The organism is Streptomyces sp. MspMP-M5, from assembly GCF_000373585.1.
Classification (GTDB): Bacteria; Actinomycetota; Actinomycetes; order Streptomycetales; family Streptomycetaceae; genus Streptomyces.
The window spans coordinates 1-21750 of the sequence record NZ_KB891924.1 but is presented as its reverse complement, the minus strand read 5'-3'; the positions used below and the strand labels follow the sequence as shown (position 1 = coordinate 21750).

Sequence of the window (21750 nt, the reverse complement as noted above, 5' to 3'; positions counted from 1 at the left end):
GCATGACGAAGTACGGAAGCTTCCCGGGGGCGCGGCCGCGCCGGCTGCGCACCACCCCCGCCATGCGGCGGATGGTCGCGGAGAACCGCCTGCATCCGGCCGACCTCATCCTCCCGGCGTTCGTGCGGGAGGGCATCGCCGAGCCGGTGCCGCTCGCCGCGATGCCCGGTGTCGTCCAGCACACCCGCGACACGCTGCGCAAGGCCGCGGTCGAGGCGGTCGAGGCCGGGGTCGGCGGGATCATGCTCTTCGGCGTCCCCGAGGACGCGAACAAGGACGCGGCCGGCACGGCGGGCACCGACCCGGACGGCATCCTGCAGCTCGCCATCCGGGACGTGCGGTCCGAGGTCGGCGACGACCTGGTGATCATGTCGGACCTCTGCCTGGACGAGTACACCGACCACGGCCACTGCGGCGTCCTGGACGCCGACGGCCGGGTGGACAACGACGCGACGCTGGAGCGCTACGCCGAGATGGCGCAGGTCCAGGCCGACGCCGGCGTCCATGTCGTGGGCCCCAGCGGCATGATGGACGGCCAGGTCGGCGTCGTCCGGGACGCGCTGGACCAGACCGGCCACGAGGACGTCGCGATCCTCGCCTACACCGCGAAGTACTCGTCGGCGTTCTACGGGCCGTTCCGTGAGGCGGTGGGCTCGTCGCTGCAGGGCGACCGCAAGACCTACCAGCAGGACCCCGCCAACCTCCGCGAGTCGCTGCGTGAGCTGGCGCTCGATCTGGCGGAGGGCGCCGACATGGTGATGGTCAAGCCGGCGCTGCCCTACCTGGACGTGCTGGCGAAGATCGCGGACGCGGTGGACGTGCCGGTGGCGGCGTACCAGATCTCCGGTGAGTACGCGATGGTCGAGGCGGCCGCCGAGAAGGGCTGGATCGACCGCGACAAGGCGATCTGGGAGACCCTGACGGGGATCAAGCGGGCGGGCGCCGGCATGATCCTCACGTACTGGGCCACCGAGGTCGCCCGGAAGCTGGGCTCACCCGTCTAGGAGCTTCGACGACAAGCCGACGGACCGGTTCGCGACCGCGCCCACCCGCCTCGCCGGAGGCGTCAGGTGTCAGGCGCAGTCGCGGACCGGATCGTCGTGGGTGAGGACGCAGACGACGCGGGCGCCGCGCTGCGTGCCATAGCGCTGGAGGAGCGCCGCGCGGAACTGTTGCCACTGGCGGCGGGTGTCGGTGACGGCGCCCCGCACCGCCCGGACGAAGTTCCCCGCGGCCTGGCCGCGTGCCGTGGCGGGAGCGCCGGCGGAGCCGGATGCCGGGTCGATGAACCCCTCGTCCTTGTTGAGGTCGGCGTGCCCGACGTGGTGGGAACAGGCGCCGATGAGGAGTGAGAAGCAGCCCGTGGTCAGGTTCCGCGGGATGGCCGAAGGGCGGGGAGGCCGCGGCGCGTTGAGAGCGAGCAGCGGCGAGGGCGCGGAGCGGGCCAGGCCCGGGGGATTGGTCAGGCCGACCGGGCGGGTCGGGTCGGTGCTATCCGTCCAGTTGCTGTGCGCGTAGAAGTCCTGGACTCCGTGCAGGGCCCGGCCGAACCCCTCCACGGCCTCGCACTTGGCCCGGCCGGGCAGCCCCAGCGTGAAGGTGCAGTCCCGCCGCAGCTCCGTCGCGGAGGCCACGACGCGGCCCCGGGCGTCCAGGGTTCCCCCGGCCGCGGCGAGACCCTGCCGGAAGCGCGTCTGCAGGTGGGCTATGCAGGTGCGGAGCGCCTCGGTGGCTTGGTGCCGACTCCGCGGATAGCCCGGCACGTCCAGATAGTCCGCGTTGTCGCAGTGCGCGGCGGAGTCGAGGAACTCGTCCGAGTCCGGCGCGCCGACGGCGCCGAACGTCCAGCTGTGGCCCGCGAGTTGATCGAGGGAGCGCGGCTCGAAGCAGGAGCCGTCGGAGGGGACTCCCGGGGCGCAGGCCAGCGCGGCCCGGGTGATCCGCTCGTGCTCGGCGTGCTGCCCGAACGCGTTGACCGTGCCGAAGGCGTCCGCGGGCCGGGCGGTCGCCAGCAGCAGCGCCGGAGTGACCACGGCCGTGGCCAGGAAGGCGGGCAGCCTGCGACCCGTCGTGATACGCCCCCGCACGTGCCGCCCTCGTGGTTCTGTGGTTCCGTGTGCCCGCCCCGGGCCGGGGCAAGTCTAGATCGCGCCGCGAGGCCCCGCGTACCGCGCACCCGGGCACGCGGGGCCTCGTCGCCGAAGGCCCGCCCTCAGGCGCCGCGTTCGGCCCTCGGGCGGCGGCGCAGTGCCGCGTCGGCCAGGGCGGGCGGGGTGTGGTCGGCGTCCGAGGGGTTGAGGTCGGTGCCCGGTGCCACCAACTGGTCGATGCGGTCCAGGACATCGTCCTCCAGGACGACGTCCACGGCGCCCAGCAGGTCGTCGAGCTGCGCGACCGTGCGCGGGCCGATGATGGCCGAGGTCACGGCGGGGTGGCTGAGGACGAAGCCCAGCGCGAGGTGGGTGAGCCGGTGGCCGCTGTCGGCCGCCAGCTTCACCAGCTCCTCGACGATCTCCAGCTTGCGTGCGTTCCCGGGCAGGTTCTGGTCGAACTTGTGCGGGATCAGGTCGCGCCGGAAGTCGTTCAGCTCCAGCCCGGCGGACGCGCGGAACTTCCCCGCCAGCCAGCCGCTGGCCAGCGGGCTCCAGGTGAGTACGCCCATGCCGTGGCGCTGCGCGGTCGGCAGCACGGCCCGCTCGACGCCCCGCATGAAGATCGAGTAGGGCGGCTGCTCGGTGTGGAACGGGACGTGGTTGCGGCGCTCCGCCACCCACCTCGCCTCGACGAGCTCCTCGGCGGGGAAGTCCGAGGACCCGATCGCCATGACCTTCCCCTCGCGCACCAGATCCGAGAGGGCGGACAGCGTCTCGTCGATGTCCGTGGTCGGGTCCGGGCGGTGGATCTGGTACAGGTCGATGTAGTCGGTCCCCAGGCGCCGCAGGCTGTTCTCGACCTCGCGCTTGATCCAACGCCGGGAGTTCCCGCTGCGGTTGGGGTCGGTGACGACCGGGAAACGGGCCGGGGCGGTGCCGTCGCCCATCGGGAAGTGCACCTTCGTCGCCAGGATCACGTCGTCCCGGCGCCCCTTGAGGGCCTTGCCCACGATCTCCTCGGACTCACCCCCCGAGTACATGTCGGCCGTGTCGATGAAGTTGATGCCCGCGTCCAGCGCGGTGTGCACCAGGCGCACGGCGTCGTCATGGTCCGCGTTGCCCCAGGCCCCGAGCATCATGGTGCCCAGGCACAGCCGGCTGACCGAGATGCCGGTGCGTCCAAGGGTGGTCCTGCGCATAGGTGTTGCTCCCCAACTCGTCGTCCTGCGTGGCCGTTTGCCGTCGGCCGCCGTCGCGAGCCGACGGGACCACTCTGCGGCCACCGCGCACCGCCCGCCAGGCCCGGCGTTTCCTGGGAACCGCGTTCCTGGTATTGCCAGGACCAGTCAGGGGCGGGCGGGCGGTCGGTCGGTCGGTCGCGGAGAGGGGAGGGCGTTGGGGCTGCTGCTCGCGCTCCTACAGCCGCTCGGGCGTGCGGATGCCCAGCAGGGCCATGCCGCGGTGCAGGGTGCGGGCCGTCAGGTCGCACAGGAAGAGGCGGTTCTCCACCTGCTCCGGGGTGTCCGCCTTCAGGACCGGGCACTGGTCGTAGAAGGTCGTGTACAGCGACGCCAGCTGGTAGAGGTACGCGGCCAGCTTGTGCGGCGCGTACTCGGCCGCCGCCTCGGCGACGGTGTCGCCGAACGCGTCCAGGTGCAGGCCCAGCGCCCGCTCCGCCGGGGCGAGCGCGAGCTCCGGGTGCGCGGCCGGCTTGGTCTCGCCGGCCTTGCGCAGGATGGACTGGATCCGGGCGTAGGCGTACTGGAGGTAGACGGAGGTGTCGCCGTTGAGCGAGACCATCTGGTCCAGGTCGAACTTGTAGTCGCGGCTCGGGGACGTCGACAGGTCCGCGTACTTCACCGCGCCGATGCCGACCTGCGCGGCCCGCTCCTGGATCTCGTCCTCGGTGAGGTCCCGCGCCTTCTCCCGCACCACCTCGGCGGCCCGCTGCACCGCCTCGTCGAGCAGGTCCTCCAGCCGGACCGTCTCGCCCTCCCGGGTCTTGAACGGCTTGCCGTCGGCGCCGAGGACCGTGCCGTAGCCCATGTTGTGGGCGGTGACCTCGTCGTTCAGCCAGCCGGCCCGGCGGGCCGTCTCGAAGACCATCCGGAAGTGCAGCGACTGGCGGACGTCGACGACGTAGAGCAGGGTCGTGGCGCCGAGGTCGAAGACGCGGTTGCGGATCGCCGACAGGTCGCTCGCGGCGTACCCGAAGCCGCCGTCCGCCTTCTGCACGATCAGCGGGACCGGCTTGTCGTCCTTGCCCTTGATGTCGTCGAAGAAGACCACCAGCGCGCCCTCGGAGCGGACGGCGACGCCCGACTCCTCCAGCATCCGGGCCGTCTCGGCCATCATGGCGTTGTACGCGGACTCGCCGACGATCTCCTCGTCGCGGATCTCCATGTCCAGCTTCTCGAAGACCGAGTAGAAGTAGACCTTCGACTCGTCCACGAACCGCTGCCACAGCTCCAGCGTCTGCGCGTCGCCGGACTGCAGGGCGACGACCCGCCTGCGGGCCCGCTCCTTGAACTCCTCGTCGGAGTCGAAGACCGCGCGCGACGCCTTGTAGACGCGGTTCAGATTCGACATGGCCTGCTCGCCGTCCACGTCGGCCGCCGGGGCGAGCTGGCCGGGATTCTCGATCAGGTACTGGATGAGCATGCCGAACTGGGTGCCCCAGTCGCCGATGTGGTGGCGGCCCACGGTCTTCTCGCCGGTGAAGTCGAGCATGTTGCGCAGCGCGTCGCCGATCACCGCCGACCGCAGGTGGCCGACGTGCATCTCCTTGGCGACGTTCGGCTGCGCGTAGTCGATGACGGTGGTGCCGGTGGTGGCCGCGTACGGCACGCCGAGCCGGTCGTCGGCGGCGCGCTCGGCGAGCGTGCCGGTGATCGCCGCGTCGGCGACGGTGAGGTTGAGGAAGCCGGGGCCGGAGACCTCGACGTCCTTCAGCAGGCCCTCGGCGGCGATCGCGTCGACGACCTTGCCGGCCAGCTCCCGCGGATTGCCCCCCAGCTTCTTGGCCAGCGCCAGCAGGCCGTTGGCCTGGAAGTCGGCCCGGTCGCTGCGTCGCAGCAGCGGGTCCGCGGCGCCGGCCTCCGGCAGGGCTGCCGAGAGGGCGTTTGCGACGCGCTGGTTGACCGTAGCTGCGAGGGAGGTGACCGGGGCCATGAGCTGCCGTTCCGTTGGAGTGGAAAGGGTTTGCCACGAGTATCCCACGGCACTACCACTGAATTTCCGGGCGGCGGGCGTCTGGGACAATGGGCTCCGTCAGGCTTTTGCCCGTCCGGACGGTTCCGCCCGCAGCGGGCGGCGGCCGAGCGCGGCGCCGGAGAGCGCGCAGGGGCGCAGCGGGAAGCACCAGGACGCCAGGACATCAGGACACCAGGAAGAGGAAGGGCCGATCGTGGCTCAGCAGAGCACCGAGACCGACTGGGTCTCCAGGTTCGCGGACGAGGTCGTTGCCGAGGCGGAGCGCCGCGCCGCCGGCAAAGTGACATCAGGTGCGTCCGCACCGGGGACGGGCGTCGTCGTCGCCTCGGGACTGAGCCCGTCCGGCCCGATCCACCTCGGCAACCTCCGCGAGGTGATGACCCCGCACCTGGTCGCGGACGAGATCCGCCGCCGCGGCATCCCGTGCGTGCACATCCTGAGCTGGGACGACTACGACCGGTACCGCAAGGTCCCGGCCGGTATCGACCCGTCCTGGGAGGAGCACATCGGCAAGCCGCTGACCGCCGTGCCCGCCCCGCCCGGCAGCCCGCACGCCAACTGGGCCGAGCACTTCCGGGCCGCCATGGAGGAGTCCCTGGCGGAGCTGGGCATCGAGTACCGCGGTATCAGCCAGACCGCCCAGTACACCTCCGGTGCCTACCGCGAGCAGATCCTGCACGCGATGCGGCACCGCAAGGACATCGACGCCGTCCTGGACCGCTACCGCACCAAGGACAAGGCGACCGGCAAGCCGAAGAAGCAGCAGCAGAAGCCGGTGGACGCCGCCGAGCTGGAGGCGGCCGAGGGCTCCGGCGCGGCCGGCGAGGACGACGGCAGCGCGGGCGGCGCGGGCTACTACCCGTACAAGCCGTACTGCACGGTCTGCAACAAGGACTTCACCAAGGTCATCGGCTACGACGACGAGACCACGCAGATGTCCTACGAGTGCGTCGCCTGCGGCCACTCCGAGACCGTGGCGCTGCGCGAGTTCGACCACGGCAAGCTGGTGTGGAAGGTCGACTGGCCGATGCGCTGGGCCTACGAGGGCGTGGTCTTCGAGCCGTCCGGAGTCGATCACTCCTCGCCCGGCTCGTCGTTCGTCGTCGGCGGCCAGATCGTCCGCGAGGTGTTCGGCGCCGACCAGCCGATCGGCCCGATGTACGCCTTCGTCGGCATCAGCGGCATGGCCAAGATGTCCTCGTCCAAGGGCGGCGTGCCCACCCCGGGCGACGCGCTGAAGATCATGGAGGCGCCGCTGCTGCGCTGGCTGTACGCCCGCCGTAAGCCCAACCAGTCCTTCAAGATCGCCTTCGACCAGGAGATCCAGCGGCTCTACGACGAGTGGGACAAGCTCGCCGCCAAGGTCGCGGACGGCACCGCGCAGCCCGCGGACGCCGCGGCCTACACCCGCGCCGTCGGCACCGCCGCCGGTGAACTGCCGCGCACGCCGCGCCCGTTGCCGTACCGCACGCTGGCCTCCGTCGTGGACATCACCGCCGGCCACGACGAGCAGACCCTGCGCATCCTGAGCGAGCTGGACCCGCAGAACCCGGTCGCCTCCCTGGCCGAGACCCGGCCGCGGCTCGACAAGGCGGAGCACTGGATCAGCACCCAGGTCCCCGCCGACCAGCGCACCATCGTCCGCGACGAGCCCGACGAGGAACTGCTCGCCGGTCTGGACGAGCAGGCCCGCGGTTCGCTGCGGCTGCTGCTCGACGGCCTGGACGACCACTGGTCGCTGGACGGTCTGACGACGCTGGTCTACGGCGTCCCGAAGGTCCAGGCGGGCCTGACCCCGGAGGCCAAGCCGACGCCGGAGCTGAAGGTCGCCCAGCGCGCGTTCTTCGCGCTGCTCTACAACCTCCTGGTCGGCCGCGACACCGGCCCCCGGCTGCCCACGCTGCTGCTCGCGGTGGGCGCGGACCGGGTCCGCAGGCTGCTGGGCGGCTGAACGGCTGAGCGGCCCACGCCCGGCGGGGCTGCTCCCGCCCGAGAGCGGATACGGGTCCGGCCCCGGGGACGAGGGTTCCCGGGGCCGGACCCGTCGCAGCCGCTGTCGGAGCAGGACCGGCCGAGGATGTTCGCGCGCTTCGTCGAGCGGCTGAAGGAGGAGCAGCGCAAGCGCGAACTCCAGCTGGAACAGCAGAGTTCCGCGCGCGAGGAGTGCTCCTCCTGACGGGTCCCTCCCCGACGGTTCCGCCGGGGAGGGCCGCGGAGGGTCGGGTCAGCCCTGGTTGGCCTTGGCCACGGCGGCGACGGCTTCCTTGGTGGCGGCCTGGGCGGCCTTGAGGAGGTCGTTGCCGTTGGGGGCGTCGGCGCCGGCCATGCCCGCGCCGTTGTAGTTCACGGTGATGACGATGTTGGCGGTGCGGACCACGATCGTCGTGTTCTTGAAGTCGTTGTCCTCTTTCGCGATGTCGTAGGTGACGGCGGTGGCCGCGTCGCCGGTGCCCGCGGTCGGCACGGCGGCGACCTTCTTGGCGCCCTGGGTGGCCTTGGCGTCGTTGATCTGCTGCGTGTAGAAGTCCGTGGCGCGCTTCTCGCCCGAGCCGAGGGCCGGGTCGGAGGCGTAGCGCTGGAAGGCGACGTCCAGCCAGCGGAACTGGGTGCCGTCCACGCCCTGGTCGTCCGAGCTGCTCCAGGAGCAGGCGCCGCGGACGGTCGGGTCGGTGGACTTGCCCTGCTGGCCGGCGGCGTCCTTCACCTTGGGCAGCAGCTTGTCGAGGGTGCCCTTGGAGAACGCCTCGCAGGGGTTCGGGAGCTTCTTGAACTTCGCGGCGGCGACGGTCGGCGTCGGGGTGCTGCCGGCGGCGCTGGACGAGCCGGAGGGAGTGCTGTCACCGGAGCTCTTGCCGTCCGAGCCGGAGCACCCGGCGACGAGCAGCATCGGCACTGCTGCGCAGGTGAGGAGGCCGGCGAGTCGCTTGGCTGATCGGTGCATGGTTCCTTCGCTGTTCGTCGTCGTCGAGTCGTTGCGGACCCTTGTGCAACGGGCGGCACGGGCGGCCCGGCTCCCGGTCGGGGCGGGTCCTAGGGCACGGTACGCGGCGGAGCGAGGCGGGGGACCGGTTCGCGGCGACCGAGCGGCAGGGCGAATCGGGCGTTTCTGGGGCGAAGTTCGCCTTCGGGGCTTTCTGTCCGTATGGGGCTATTCGCTGAGGCTGTCGGCGAGTTCGCCGGCCAGGGAACGGGCCTTGTCCTGCAGTTCCTGGCTTTCCGGCAGCCGCGTCTTGTCCGCGGACCACTGGTCGTAGACGAGCGTCACGATGACGTTCGACGTGCGAAAGACCACAGTGACATCGCGGTGCACCCCGGAGTCGGTGGTGATCAACTGGTCATTGAGGAAGGCCGCGTCGCCCAGGCCGTCCAGGACGCGCGGGGTGAGCGGGCTTTCGGCACCCGTCTCGGGGTCGGAGGGCGACGCGGAGGGCGCCGACGGGGTGGCCGACGGGCTGCCGGCCGTGCCGTCCGCCCTCTTCCCGCCGTCGCCCGCGTCCTTGCCGCCGCCGGCGTCCGTGGCACCGCCCTTCGGCTTCGGCTGCCCGGTCGGCTGGTCCTTGGGCTGGTCCTTCGGGCTGGGCGGCGCCGAGGGCGTGCCGGAGCCCGCGGACGGGATCTTGGCGGCCCGCTCCTTGCCGAGGTAGATCTCCTGCGCCCGGTCGTCGTCGCTGACCGCGGCGTCGTACGAGACCACGCGCTGGATGTCGAGCGTGAGGTGGCGGGTGCCCGCCGAGGTCTCCCGCGTCCACTGGCAGCCCACCCGGCGGTCGGTGTCGTAGGTGACATCGGCCCGGCCGCCGAAGATCTTCTGTGCGTCCGCCTGCGGCAGCGGCTGCCCGTCGCCGGGCAGCATGTCGCGGAGGGTGCCGCGGGACGGCAGGCCGCAGGCTTCCGGCAGGGTCTGATAGCGGCCGGGCTGGCCGGAAGGGCTGGCGGCGGTGGTGCCGCCGTTCTTGCCGTCGATGCCGCCGGTGCCGGAGGCGGAACCGCCGGAGCAGCCGGTGAGACCGGCGGCCAGGGCCGCGGTGACCAGCAGCGCGGCACCCGGTACGAACGACTTGCGCGGCATCGTTCGCGGCTCCTTCCCTGCGGAAATGCGGTTGCCGCCGAGTGGCGGCCGATGGAGACAATGTGTACCGCACGTCGTGAGGTGAACGCCGGTTCGCCGTCCAACATCAGGCGTATTGTCCGCCTTTTGCGTTTTTCTGCTTTCCGGGGGAAAGAGTCAGCTATGTCGTACACCGAAGTGCCCGGTGCCCAGGTGCCGATCCGGATGTGGACCGACCCGGCCACGGTCGAGGGCGTCGCCATGCAGCAGCTGCGCAACGTCGCCACGCTACCGTGGATCAAGGGCCTGGCCGTGATGCCGGACGTGCATTTCGGCAAGGGGGCCACGGTCGGTTCGGTCATCGCGATGCACGGCGCCGTCTGCCCGGCCGCGGTCGGCGTGGACATCGGCTGCGGAATGAGCGCGGTCCGCACCTCGCTCACCGCGAACGACCTGCCCGGCGACCTCTCCCGGCTGCGCTCCCGGATCGAGCAGACGATCCCGGTGGGCCGGGGGATGCACGACGACCCGGTGGACCCGCGCCGGATGCACGGCTTCCCCGCCGCGGGCTGGGACGACTTCTGGGGCCGCTTCGACGGCGTCGCCGAGGCGGTCAGGTTCCGTCACGAGCGGGCCGCCAAGCAGATGGGCTCGCTGGGGTCCGGCAACCACTTCATCGAGGTCTGCCTCGACGAGACCGGCGCGGTCTGGCTGATGCTGCACTCCGGCTCCCGCAACATCGGCAAGGAGCTCGCCGAGTACCACATCGAGCAGGCCCGCAAGCTCCCGCACAACCAGGGGCTGGTCGACCGCGACCTCGCCGTCTTCGTCGCGGACACCCCGCAGATGGCGGCGTACCGCAACGACCTGTTCTGGGCGCAGGAGTACGCGCGGCACAATCGTGAGGTGATGATGGCCCTGTTCCAGGACGTCGTCCGCAAGGAGTTCCGCAAGGCCCGGCCGGCCTTCGAGCCGGTGATCTCCTGCCACCACAACTACGTGGCGGAGGAGACCTACGACGGCATGGAGCTGCTGGTGACCCGCAAGGGCGCGATCCGCGCCGGCAGCGGCGAGTACGGGATCATCCCGGGCTCGATGGGCACCGGCTCGTACATCGTCCGGGGCCTGGGGAACGCGGCGTCCTTCAACTCCGCCTCGCACGGCGCCGGCCGCAAGATGAGCCGGAACGCCGCGAAGAAGCGCTTCTCCACGCGCGACCTGGAGGAGCAGACGCGGGGTGTGGAGTGCCGCAAGGACTCCGGGGTCGTCGACGAGATCCCCGGCGCGTACAAGCCGATCGAGCGGGTCATGGAGCAGCAGCGGGACCTCGTCGAGGTCGTCGCCAAGCTCAAGCAGGTGGTTTGTGTGAAGGGGTGAGGGAGTAGGGGGCGGGTCGCGGGCTGTGGTGTCGGGGCTGGTGTAGGTGTCGCGGCTGGGGCCGGTGATGTGGCCGGGGCCGGTGGTGTGGGGGTGCGGTGTCCGGTCGGGGTTCTGCGGGGTGGCCTGAGGGGCGTCTTGTGGGGCGTTCTGCAGGGGGGCCTGTGCGCCACCAGCAGCACATAGTGCAGCTCGCTGCGCGGCGGGACCCGGCTGGTGTGCAGGTCGGGCGGGACGTAGGCGCTGACCGCCTGCGCGGTGACCAGCAGCGATATCGCGGCCGGCGGGACCCGCCAGAGGGCGGTCCGGGCCGGACGGCGGCGCGGGGCCGGCCGCCCGGCGGGGACGGATCTCGGGATGGTGGTTGCCATGCCCACCACTGTCGTGGCGCACGGGTCCCGGGTCCCGGGACGCGGGGCCCGCACACCCGGTGGGGGGTGTACGTCGGCCCCCTCATTTGCGGGGGGCGGGACGGGCGGCCCTTCCTCCCACCCCCGCCCCTCCCCTCCCGCCTGTCTCAACTGCTGCGGTGCACCTTGGAGTTGGACGCCTGCGCCCGGGGGCGGACGACCAGCAGGTCGATGTTGACGTGCGGGGGACGGGTGACCGCCCAGGCGACGGTGTCGGCGACGTCCTCCGCGCTGAGCGGCGCGTCCACGCCCTCGTAGACCTTGGCGGCCCTGTCGGCGTCGCCCCGGAAACGGGTGGTCGCGAACCCCTCGGTCTTGACCATGCCGGGCGCCACCTCGATGACCCGTACCGGCTCGCCGCACAGCTCCAGGCGGAGCGTCTCGGCGATGACGTGGGCGCCGTGCTTGGCGGCGACATATCCACCGCCGCCCTCGTACGTCGCGTGCCCGGCGGTGGACGAGAGGACGACGACGGTGCCGTCGCCGGAGGCGGTCAGCGCGGGCAGCAGCGCCTGTGTCATGTGGAGCACGCCGAGCACGTTGACCTCGTACATCGCCCGCCAGTCGGCCGGGTCGCCGGTGGCGACGGGCTCCGCGCCCAGCGCGCCGCCGGCGTTGTTGACCAGGACGTCGACGGAGGGGAAGCGGTCGAGGGAGCGCGCGAAGGCGTCGACGGCGGCGCGGTCGGTGACGTCGAGCGCGCACGCCTCGGCGTGCGGCAACTCGTCGGCGAGGGCCTCGATGCGGTCCTTGCGGCGGGCGGTGAGCACGACGCGGTAGCCGGCGGCGGCCAGCGCGCGGGCGGTGGCGGCGCCGATGCCGCCGCTCGCTCCGGTGACGACGGCGGTACGGAGGCCGGCGGTGTCGGCGGTCATGGTGCGCTCCCTTTACACAGTGCGTGTGCGGACAGTGAGCCGTGGTACGGCTCGTGAGCCGTGATGCAGCTCGAGAACCGCGGTGTCGTTCGTGAACCGCGGTGTCGTTCTCGTGAATCCGACGTGGTTCGTAAACCTGGTGTGGTTCATGAACTCTGTGCGGTTCACGAATCTGGTGCGGTTCCTGAGCGGTGGTGCGAGTGTTGCGGGTGGTGCGTGTGCGGCCAGGATATGCAAGGGAGGGCGGCGAGTTGGCGGCCGGAGGGGCGCCGGGCCAACCGGTCGCGGGGTGAGGGCCGACGGGTGAGCGGTGAGGGTGAGCAGTGAGGGGTGTGGGATGTGGGGTATGGGCGTGGGGTGAGGGGGATCGGGTGAGTGGCCGGGGCCGGGGTCGGCCCAAGGCCGGTCGGGCCTCAGCGGCCGCGCGGGGCGTACATGATCACGCCCATGCCGGCCAGGCAGATCAGCGCGCCGAGGACGTCCCAGCGGTCGGGGCGGTAGCCGTCCGCGACCATGCCCCAGGCCAGCGATCCCGCGACGAACACCCCGCCGTACGCGGCGAGGATCCGGCCGAAGTGGGCGTCCGGCTGGAGCGTCGCGACGAAGCCGTAGATCCCCAGGGCCACCACCCCGGCGCCGATCCACGCCCACCCCCGGTGCTCCCGCACCCCTTGCCACACCAGCCACGCACCGCCGATCTCGAAGAGCGCGGCGACGATGAACAGAACTGCGGAACGGGCGATGAGCATGCCGCTCAGCGTAAGGAGGCAGACCGGGGCGAGCTAGGCCAGGGGACGCCGAGGGGTGGCCGGGTCACGGAGCCCGGCTGCCCGGCCGCCGGGGGCCGACCGCCGACGGGAGCCGGTGGCGGGTGCCAGGTGGCGGTGATGGGTGGTCGGGGCCGGGCCGGTGACGGTCGGCCGTTGCCGGCGGCTGGCGCGGCCGGCACCGGCCACCGGCGGTTCATATCTGTGCGGAAGGGCGCACCGGCTCCCGAGAGGCAGGGGCAGGGCTGGCCGGAGTGCCGGTCCAGTGGATGACGGCGGCGCGGAGCGCCTCGGCACGCTCGGCGGGGACGGTGGCATCGGTGGCCCAGGCGATATAGCCGTCGGGGCGCACCAGGAGGGCCGTCCGCCGTCCGCTCGCCCAGGATGCGGTGACGACCCGATCGGGCGCGGCCGCCGGGCGGGCGCCCTCCGGCAGCTCCGGCGGCAGCTCGTCCTCGGGGGTGATCAGGACGAACCTCCCCTTCCGGAGCAGCTCGTAGAGCCGTCCGCCGCCCGCGAGGCGGATGTCGGGGGCGCGCCGGCCGGCCAGCCGATGGGCGCCCCGCCCGGCCGGATAGGCGATGTCCATACCGGAGACTCGGCCTATGGCGCGCCGGGACAGCGGCCGCACCCGCGTCAGGAGCCGAACGCCGAGGCCGCGCAGTGCCCGGCCCGGCCCGGAGGTCACCAGCGCAAACCTGAGGATGGCGCCGCTGCTGCGCAGCACCGCCTTGCCGACCGGATGGCGCTCGTCCTGATAGCTGTCCAGCAGGCCGTCGGGGGAGTGGCCCTTGACCACCGCCGCCAGCTTCCAGCCGAGGTTGGCCGCGTCCTGGAGGCCCGCGTTCATCCCCTGGCCGCCGGCCGGGGAGTGGACGTGTGCGGCGTCGCCGGCGAGGAAGACCCGGCCGACGCGGTAGGCGGGTGCCTGCCGCTCGTCGCTGCGGAAGCGCGAGATCCACCGGGCGTCGTGCATGCCGAAGTCGGTGCCGAAGGCGAGGCGGGTGACCTCGCGGACCTCGCCGAGATCGATGGGGGCGTCGTCGGCGGCCTGGGCATGGCGGTTCCAGCCGATGACGCGATACCAGCCGTCGCCGAACGAGCCGATCAGCGCGAAGGAGTCACCCTCGGCGCTGAGCGTGAACGGCGACTCGGGTTCCTGGGCCAGCCGGACGTCGGCGAGGACGACGGACCGGATGACCGCCTTGCCGGGGAACGGCAGCCCGATCGCCTCGCGCACCGCACTGCGGGCACCGTCGGTGCCGACCGCATACGCGGCGCGCAGGCTCCGGACGCCTTCGGCCGCCCCCTCCGCCGCCTCCTCGACCGCACGGAAGTGCACCGTCACACCGTCACCGTCCTGATCGAGGCCCAGCACCTCGGATCCGTACCGGAAGGTGACGCCGGCCTGCCGGGCGCGGCGCAGCAGCAGCCGTTCGACCTCGTACTGCGGCGTTATCAGGACGAAGGGGAAGCGGCTGCGGAGCTCGTTCGCGGGGAGTGCCGCGTCCCCGAACACCCGGAGGGCGGGGAGGCGGTGGCCCCCGGTGACCAGTTCGTCGGCGAGCCCGCGGGCGTCCAGCTGCTCCAGCGAACGGGCGTGCACGGCAAGCGCCCGGCTGAGATTGCTGGTGGTGTCGTCGCGGCGCTCCAGGAGCGTGACGGCGAGACCGGCCTCGGCGAGATCGCCGGCGAGCAGCAGACCGGTCGGGCCGGCGCCGACGACGATCACGTCCGCCTCCCGGCCGGGACGCGGGCCGCCGTCGGTGTCGTCGCGGGTGACTTCTGGCTCGCGGTTGAGAGCATCCATGATTGCCGCCTCCTGCCAACGCGTGTTGGTCAACGCTTGTTGGCAAGCCTACGATCCCGGCAACTCGCTTGTCAACGCCTGTTGGCATACATTTGTTGGCATGGTCGAACGCGATCCTTCCCCCACCCCCTCCGCCGGTCGTGCCGGCGCCCGTTCCGGCACTCCCGCGGCCCGCCCCGAGGTCGACGCCGGGCCGCCCCCGGTCGCCGCCGAGGCCCCCGACGCCGGCGTCCACCCGCGTCCCCGTCGCTCCGACGCCACCCGCGCCGCGATCCTGGCCGCCGCCCGGGACCGCTTCGCCGCCGACGGGTACGAGCGCGCCACCATCCGCGCCATCGCACGGGACGCGGGCATCGACCCGTCGATGGTGATGCGCTACTACGGCAACAAGGAGGGCCTCTTCGCCGCCGCCTCGGAGATCGATCTGCGGGCCCCGGACCTCACGAAGGTCCCGCCGGAGGAGCGCGGCGCCCGGCTCGTGCGCCACTTCATCGAGCTGTGGGAGAGCGACGAGACGCTGACGGGGATGATGCGCGTCGGCGTCACCAACGAGGCCGGCGCCGAACGCATGCGGCAGATCTTCGCCGAGCAGGTGCGGCCGCTGCTCGACGCGATCTGCGCGGTGCCGGAGGAGGCGCCGAGCCGCGCCGCCCTGATCGGGTCGCAGATCCTGGGCATGGCACTGTGCCGCTACGTCCTGCGCGTCCCGCCCGCCGTCGAATTCAGCCATGACGAACTCGTCGCCTGGCTGGCGCCCACCGTCCAGCGCTACATGACGGCGGAACGGCCGTAGCGGGGGCGGAACGGTCGTAGCGGGTGGGGGAGGTCGCAGCGAGGGGCCCGTACTGGGCCCGGGACTCGTGCCGAAGGGCTCAGGGCGACGCCGTGGCGGCCCCCGGCACCCGCTCGGCGACCCGCCGCAGATGCCCCTCGAAGACCCGCCGCGCCTCGGGCGTCAGCGTCCGCAGCGCCACCATCGCCGTCACGATCACATCGCACAGCTCTGCGTGGACGTCGTCCCAGCTGTGGCTGCGCCCCTTGCGCGGATTCTGGCCGGTGGCCCCGATGACGGCCTGGGCGACCTCGCCCGCCTCCTCCGAGAGCTTGAGGAGGCGCAGCAGCCGCTCCTGCTCCGCGGGCAGCGCGCTCTCCCGGTCGAGCCACCCGACGAGCGCGTCGATGGTGTCCCATGGGGGCGTGCCAGTAGGAGAGGTGGGCGAAGTGTAGGGAAAGGCAGGGGAGTTGGCGGCCGTGGCGGTAACCGGGGAGGCGGCGTCGGGATCAGACATGGCCCGATTCTGCCGCTCGTTCCGCGTCCTGCGCCCCTCCCGCCCCTAGGGTGAGGCGGCAACCGGCCAGGAGGCGCAGGCCGCCCGGCCGGTGGACCACCCCACGGCGCGGCGGACGAGCGGAAGGCGGCCAGACGGATGGACGAGCACCCCGCGATGCCCCGGGACCGTTTCCCGCAGGAGCTGATCGCCTTCTACGGGCTGACCCGGCTGCCCCGTGAAGGCGGCTGGTACCGGCGTACCTGGGCCGGGCCGGAACGGCCGGACGGGCGGCCGGAGGGAACGGCGATCGTGATGCTGCTGACCGCCGAGCCAGGCGTCTTCTCCGCGCTGCACCGGCTGCCGACCGACGAGATCTGGCACTTCTACCGGGGCGACCCGCTCACCCTGCTCCTCCTCCCCGAGGCCGGTGACGCGGCTGGTGCGGGCGAGGCGGCCGGCCCCGGCACCGCCCGTACGGCCGTCCTCGGCCCGGACGTCCTGGCCGGCCAGCATGTGCAGTTCACGGTGCCGGCCGGCACCTGGATGGCCGCCGAGGTCGCCGCCGGCGGTTCCTGGACGCTCTTCGGCTGCACGATGGCGCCCGGCTTCACCCACGAGGACTACGAGCAGGGGGAGGCGGGGCGGCTGGCCGCGCGGTTCCCGCGGGAGGCGGCGCGGATCGGGGCGCTGAGCCGGGCATGACAGTGGTGCGGACCCCTCATGAGCCGAACGGTGGGGAAGCGGCCGGTACTTCCGAACGGGCCGGCGAGCAGGGCCGATTCGGCCAGACCACCCCTCCGAACGGGCCGGCGAACACCGCACCCGCAAACCGGGGCAGGGGCGCCACCGGTTCCTCCGCGTCGTCCGTCACCCGCCCCGCCGCTTCCTCCCTCCCCGGCCTCCCCGAGCGCCCCGACCTCCCCGATCTCGGTGGGCAGGTCGTGCTGGTCACCGGGGCGTCGGGTGGCATCGGTCGGGGGATCGCGAGGCGGTTCGCGGCGGCCGGGGCGGACGTGGTGGTGCACTACCGGTCCGGGGGTGCGGCCGCGCGGGCGCTCGTCGAGGAGATCGAGCGGGGCGGCGGGAGCGCGCTCGCACTCCGCGCCGACCTCGCGGTGGAGGCGGAGTGCCACCGGCTGGTGACGGAGGCGGCCGGCTGGCGCGGCCGGCTGACCGCACTGGTCAACAACGCAGGCGTACAGCCCGCCCAGGAGCTGGCCGGGATGTCGCTCGCCGACTGGCGGGCCGTCGCCGACCCCAATGTGCACAGCGTCTTCGCCTGCACCCAGGCCGCGGTGGCGGTGCTGCGCGAGGCCGGCGGCGGATCGGTGACCCATGTCGCCTCGATCGAGGCGGACCGCCCGACGCCGCGGCACGCTCACTACTGCGCGTCCAAGGCGGCCGTGGTGATGCACGCCCGGGCGGCGGCCCTGGAGTACGGGCCGTACGGGATTCGCGTCAACAGCGTCTCGCCGGGGCTGATCGCCCGGCCCGGCCTGGCCGAGGACTGGCCGGAGGGGGTGGCCCGCTGGCAACAGGCGGCGCCCACCGGCCGGTTGGGCCGACCCGAGGACATCGGCGACGCCTGTGTCTTCCTCGCCTCGCCGATGGCCTCCTGGATCACCGGCCACGATCTCGTCGTCGACGGCGGCGTCTCGGCCCGCCCGACCTGGTGATCCGCACCGCCGCCCCGGCCCCAGAGGCCCCGGACCCGACGAGAGCCGCAGCCGACGAACGGGCCGACGACCCGGAGCCGGTCCCGGAGCCCGAGCCGATGACGAACGGACCCCGGCGACCCGCACCCGTCCACCCACCCGACCCGGCCGTTCCGTCCGGCCCGGCTGCTCCCCGACTCCTCGCCTACGGCCACACCAGGCAATAAGCCTGATGCCCCGCCTCGTGGAGGCGGTGGGAGAAGTCCTGCCACTCGTGGAGGAGCTGGTAGACGCTGAAGGCGTCGCGGGGGCCGCCGCGGTCGGGGACGGTGGACCAGATGAAGGCGGCCGCGCCGACCGACTCCTCGCCGACACCGCGCAGCGGGTCGACCACGGTCATGGGGAGCTTGACGACGGCGTAGTCGGGATGGAGGACGACCAGCTCCAGCGGGGGGACCTTGTGCAGCGGTATGCCCTCTATGCCAGTGAGGACCATGGCCGCCATGGTCTCCGGCTTGATCTTGGTGAACATGCCGCCCATGCCGAGCTCGTCGCCGCCGAGTTCCTCGGGGCGCATCGAGATCGGGACCCGGGCGGCCGTGGCGCCGTTGGGCGCGCCGAAGTACTTGTACGTCACCCCCATGCGGCCGCCCCTGTTTTCCCCGCCCGTAATGCTCTCGGTGCCCTTGCGCCGGTCGTCGGCGGGGTTCTCGGAGCCCTCGCGCCGGTGACGGCCGCGCTGGGCGCGCTCGGGACCCCGGTCATTGGTTCCCTCGCCCAGTTCGCCACCGCGATGCATATCTCCACCCGACCACTCGCAGCCTCAGCCGCGCAACCCGATCATCGTCTCAGAGACCTCCCCCGTCACCGGCGCGTGAAACGCCCGGCCGCACGCCCCCGTGCGCCTCTGAGACCATTGCTTGCGTGACTTACTCGTACGACGCCCCAGTTTCGCAGACGCGCGGGGGCTGACGCCCGGTCGCGAGCGAGAGGAACGAAAAAGAAACCAAGAGGGAATGAAGGGGAATCGCACGGGCGGGCCGGGTGGTCCGCGGGGCGATTCCCGCACCGCTGTCAGCCGGGCCGTGTCCGCGCGCCGCCGCCCTCCTCCCCCGTATACGCAGGTCAGGATCCCAGTGTCTTTTCCTTATGAAGCCCCTGTTTCGCAGTCGCTGTTCGACCGCGCGTCCGTGGTGACGCCCGGCGGCGTGAATTCTCCGGTGCGGGCGTTCCGGGCCGTGGGCGGTACGCCCCGGTTCATGGTGTCCGGTACCGGTCCGTACCTCACCGATGCCGATGGCCGTGAGTACGTCGACCTGGTGTGTTCGTGGGGGCCGATGATTCTCGGCCACGCGCACCCCGAGGTGATCGCCGCGGTCCAGGAGGCGGTCGCCCGCGGGACGTCCTTCGGGACGCCCGGTGCCGGCGAGGTCGAACTGGCCGAGGAGATCGTGGCCCGGATCGCGCCCGTCGAGCAGGTGCGCCTGGTCTCGTCCGGCACCGAGGCGACGATGTCGGCGATCCGGCTGGCGCGCGGTTTCACCGGCCGGGCCAAGGTGATCAAGTTCGCCGGCTGCTACCACGGGCACGTGGACGCGCTGCTGGCCGCGGCCGGTTCGGGCGTGGCGACATTCGGGCTGCCGGACACCCCCGGGGTGACGGGCGCGCAGGCCGGCGACACCCTCGTGCTGCCGTACAACGACCTGGCCGCCGTCCGTGCCGCGTTCGCCGCGCACGAGGGCGAGATCGCGTGCGTGATCACCGAGGCGTCGCCGGGCAACATGGGCGTCGTCCCGCCGCTGCCCGGCTTCAACCAGGGCCTGGCGGACCTCTGCCGGGAGAACGGCGCGCTCTACATCTCCGACGAGGTCATGACCGGCTTCCGGGTCAGCCGGGCCGGCTGGTACGGCATCGACGGGGTCCGCCCGGACCTGATGACCTTCGGCAAGGTCATGGGCGGCGGCTTCCCGGCCGCGGCCTTCGGCGGCCGGGCCGATGTCATGGCGCACCTCGCCCCGGCCGGGCCGGTGTACCAGGCGGGCACCCTGTCGGGGAACCCGATCGCCACCGCCGCCGGTGTCGCGCAGCTGCGGCTGCTGGACGACGCCGCCTACGAGAAGGTCGACGCGGTCTCCGCGGAGATCCGCGGGTTGGTCACCGCGGCGCTGGCCAAGGAGGGCGTGGCGCACCGGCTCCAGGCCGCCGGGAACATGTTCTCGGTGTTCTTCACGGACGCCGAGGTGACGGACTACGCGGCGGCCAAGGCGCAGGAGTCGTTCCGCTTCACCGCGTTCTTCCACTCGATGCTGGCGCAGGGCGTCTACCTCCCGCCGTCCGCGTTCGAGTCGTGGTTCGTCTCGACCGCGCACGACGACGCGGCCGTCGAGCGGATCGCCGCCGCGCTGCCGGCCGCCGCCCGGGCCGCCGCCGAGGCGACGGCATGAGCGAGGCGGGCGGTACGGACCGGAGGACGGGCGAGATGACCAGCGGTGAGACCAGTGGGGGCGACGAGATCACCGTCGTCCACCTGATGCGGCACGGCGAGGTGCACAACCCCGAGGGCGTGCTCTACGGGCGCCGGCCTGGTTACCACCTCTCCGACCTGGGCCGGAAGATGGCCGACCAGGTCGCCGAGCACCTCACGGGCCGGGACATCACGCATGTGGTGGCCTCGCCGCTGGAGCGTGCGCAGGAGACCGCGGCCCCGATCGCCGGGGCGCACGGCCTGGAGATCGCCACCGACGAGCGGCTGATCGAGGCGGCCAATGTCTTCGAGGGCAAGACCTTCGGGGTGGGCGACGGCGCGCTGAAGAAGCCGGGGAACTGGAAGTACCTGACCAACCCGTTCCGGCCCTCGTGGGGCGAGCCGTACATCGAGCAGGTCGTGCGGATGATGGCGGCGCTCGGCGCGGCTCGGGACGCGGCCCGCGGCCACGAGGCGGTGGCCGTCAGCCACCAGCTGCCGATCTGGATCGTGCGCAGCTTCGCCGAGCGGCGGCGGTTGTGGCACGACCCGCGGAAGCGGCAGTGCACGCTGGCCTCGCTGACGTCGTTCACCTTCCACGGCGACAAGATCATCTCGGTCGGGTACAGCGAGCCGGCGCGTGACCTGGTCCCCGCCCATCTGCTGGCCGGCGCCAAGCCGGCGAAGGGGAAGTCCAAGGCGTTCGGGGCCTGACAAGCCGTCATGTGGCGGAATGTCAAATTCGCCGGAAATGCAAAATTCGCGCCTATAGCACGGAACCTCGCCGTCCGACACTCCCTCTTCGAAGATGTCCGATTCTGGATATCGAGTTCGAGCACGGATGGGGAACGACGGCATGGGCGCGATCAGTCGGCGGGGTCTGCTGGGGATGGGAGTGGGGGCGGCCGCCGCCCTGGGCGTCGCCGGATGTTCCGCCTCCGGGCAGGACGGCGCGGAGGGGCAGCGGGTCAAGAACGCGTCGCCGGCCCGCCCCAAGCTCATCGGCGACGGCTCGACCGCCGACTCCGGCAAGCAGCCCCACCAGCCCGGCCCGCCCGAGCGGCTGGAGCCGGGGCAGACCCCGCCGCAGTTCGTGATCTTCTCCTGGGACGGGGCGGGAGAGGTCGGCAACGGCCTCTTCCCCCGGTTCCGCAAGCTCGCCAAGGACCACGGCGCGGCGATGACCTTCTTCCTCTCCGGGCTGTACCTGCTGCCCGAGGGGAAGAAGCACCTCTACCTCCCGCCGAACAACAAGCCCGGCGCCTCCGACATCGGCTACCTCAGCGACGGGCACATACGCGAGACCCTCGACAACGTCCGCCGGGCATGGCTCGACGGGCACGAGATAGGCACCCACTTCAACGGCCACTTCTGCACCGGCCGGGGCAGCGTGAAGCACTGGACGCCGGCGCAGTGGCAGTCCGAGACAGACCAGGCGATGTCCTTCGTCACCAAGTGGCGCACCCACACCGGCTTCAGCGACCTCGACCCGCTGCCCTTCGACTACCGCAAGGAACTCGTCGGCGGCCGCACCCCCTGCCTGCTCGGCCAGGACAACCTGCTGCCCACCGCCCGCAAGCTGGGCTGGCGCTACGACGCCAGCTCGCCCGGCGGCCGCCAGGTCTGGCCCCGCAAGAAGAACGGCATCTGGGACTTCCCGCTCCAGCAGATACCTTTCCCCGGCCACTCCTTCGAGGTGCTCTCGATGGACTACAACATCCTGGCCAACCAGTCCCAGAACTCCACCAAGGCGCCGCCGGCCAACTA

19 protein-coding genes are annotated in these 21750 nt (G+C 72.3%); 9 read left to right on the top strand and 10 right to left on the bottom strand.

The window, feature by feature from the left end; genetic code table 11:
• Positions 1-2 precede the first annotated feature (2 nt).
• Entirely contained in the window at positions 3-1004 is a 1002-nt protein-coding gene (gene hemB, locus B073_RS0131350; protein WP_018542039.1) for a porphobilinogen synthase, read from the top strand.
• A gap of 69 nt (positions 1005-1073) precedes the next feature.
• Here hemB and B073_RS0131345 read toward each other — a convergent pair whose 3' ends face one another.
• The 3 genes from B073_RS0131345 to argS all read right to left on the bottom strand — a co-directional run bounded on the left by B073_RS0131345 (position 1074) and on the right by argS (position 5264).
• Complete coding sequence (locus B073_RS0131345) at positions 1074-2087, bottom strand: hypothetical protein (protein ID WP_018542038.1); 1014 nt, start codon at positions 2085-2087, stop codon at positions 1074-1076.
• Between the two features lie 125 nt (positions 2088-2212).
• On the bottom strand, positions 2213-3292 hold the full coding sequence (locus B073_RS0131340) for an aldo/keto reductase (protein ID WP_018542037.1): 1080 nt from the start codon (positions 3290-3292) through the stop codon (positions 2213-2215).
• A gap of 217 nt (positions 3293-3509) precedes the next feature.
• On the bottom strand, positions 3510-5264 hold the full coding sequence (gene argS / locus B073_RS0131335) for an arginine--tRNA ligase (protein WP_018542036.1): 1755 nt from the start codon (positions 5262-5264) through the stop codon (positions 3510-3512).
• A gap of 235 nt (positions 5265-5499) precedes the next feature.
• Here argS and lysS point away from each other — a divergent pair, with 235 nt between their 5' ends.
• On the top strand, positions 5500-7257 hold the full coding sequence (gene lysS / locus B073_RS0131330; RefSeq protein WP_018542035.1) for a lysine--tRNA ligase: 1758 nt from the start codon (positions 5500-5502) through the stop codon (positions 7255-7257).
• A 273-nt stretch (positions 7258-7530) separates the two neighbouring features.
• Here lysS and B073_RS0131320 read toward each other — a convergent pair whose 3' ends face one another.
• Positions 7531-8247 carry a DUF3558 family protein gene (locus tag B073_RS0131320; protein ID WP_018542033.1) on the bottom strand — a complete coding sequence of 239 codons (717 nt, stop codon included), beginning with the start codon at positions 8245-8247 and terminating at the stop codon, positions 7531-7533.
• A 207-nt stretch (positions 8248-8454) separates the two neighbouring features.
• Positions 8455-9375: a hypothetical protein gene (locus B073_RS0131315; protein ID WP_018542032.1), complete on the bottom strand. Its 921-nt coding sequence runs from the start codon at positions 9373-9375 to the stop codon at positions 8455-8457.
• Positions 9376-9537: 162 nt separating this feature from the next.
• On the opposite strand from B073_RS0131315, the gene B073_RS0131310 reads away from it, so the two are divergent.
• Positions 9538-10731: an RtcB family protein gene (locus tag B073_RS0131310; protein WP_018542031.1), complete on the top strand. Its 1194-nt coding sequence runs from the start codon at positions 9538-9540 to the stop codon at positions 10729-10731.
• Between the two features lie 517 nt (positions 10732-11248).
• Here the strand turns inward: B073_RS0131310 and B073_RS0131305 are convergent.
• From B073_RS0131305 to B073_RS0131295, 3 genes are all read right to left on the bottom strand, one after another.
• Complete coding sequence (locus B073_RS0131305) at positions 11249-12016, bottom strand: SDR family NAD(P)-dependent oxidoreductase (protein WP_018542030.1); 768 nt, start codon at positions 12014-12016, stop codon at positions 11249-11251.
• Positions 12017-12429: 413 nt separating this feature from the next.
• Entirely contained in the window at positions 12430-12765 is a 336-nt protein-coding gene (locus B073_RS0131300; protein ID WP_018542029.1) for a YnfA family protein, read from the bottom strand.
• A gap of 214 nt (positions 12766-12979) precedes the next feature.
• The gene (locus B073_RS0131295; protein WP_018542028.1) at positions 12980-14593 is read right to left on the bottom strand and encodes an FAD-dependent oxidoreductase; all 1614 of its coding nucleotides are present in this window, start codon (positions 14591-14593) and stop codon (positions 12980-12982) included.
• 100 nt (positions 14594-14693) lie between these two features.
• On the opposite strand from B073_RS0131295, the gene B073_RS0131290 reads away from it, so the two are divergent.
• Entirely contained in the window at positions 14694-15386 is a 693-nt protein-coding gene (locus B073_RS0131290) for a TetR family transcriptional regulator (protein WP_018542027.1), read from the top strand.
• A 79-nt stretch (positions 15387-15465) separates the two neighbouring features.
• On the opposite strand, the gene B073_RS0131285 is transcribed toward B073_RS0131290, so the two are convergent.
• A complete protein-coding gene (locus B073_RS0131285) occupies positions 15466-15882 on the bottom strand; it encodes a MazG-like family protein (RefSeq protein WP_018542026.1) in 417 nt (138 codons plus the stop codon).
• Between the two features lie 138 nt (positions 15883-16020).
• On the opposite strand from B073_RS0131285, the gene B073_RS0131280 reads away from it, so the two are divergent.
• Entirely contained in the window at positions 16021-16566 is a 546-nt protein-coding gene (locus B073_RS0131280; protein WP_018542025.1) for a cupin domain-containing protein, read from the top strand.
• A 239-nt stretch (positions 16567-16805) separates the two neighbouring features.
• Entirely contained in the window at positions 16806-17540 is a 735-nt protein-coding gene (locus B073_RS41735; RefSeq protein WP_037813316.1) for an SDR family oxidoreductase, read from the top strand.
• Positions 17541-17724: 184 nt separating this feature from the next.
• Here B073_RS41735 and B073_RS0131270 read toward each other — a convergent pair whose 3' ends face one another.
• Positions 17725-18318 (bottom strand): hypothetical protein, encoded by a 594-nt coding sequence (locus tag B073_RS0131270; protein WP_018542023.1) that lies wholly within the window; start codon positions 18316-18318, stop codon positions 17725-17727.
• Between the two features lie 337 nt (positions 18319-18655).
• On the opposite strand from B073_RS0131270, the gene hemL reads away from it, so the two are divergent.
• From hemL to B073_RS0131255, 3 genes are all read left to right on the top strand, one after another.
• On the top strand, positions 18656-19963 hold the full coding sequence (gene hemL / locus B073_RS0131265) for a glutamate-1-semialdehyde 2,1-aminomutase (RefSeq protein WP_199788219.1): 1308 nt from the start codon (positions 18656-18658) through the stop codon (positions 19961-19963).
• Positions 19964-19998: 35 nt separating this feature from the next.
• Positions 19999-20697, top strand: a complete 699-nt coding sequence (locus tag B073_RS0131260; RefSeq protein WP_018542021.1) for a histidine phosphatase family protein — start codon at positions 19999-20001, stop codon at positions 20695-20697.
• Positions 20698-20839: 142 nt separating this feature from the next.
• On the top strand, positions 20840-21750 hold a 911-nt coding region (locus B073_RS0131255; RefSeq protein ID WP_026247898.1), incomplete at its 3' end, for a hypothetical protein.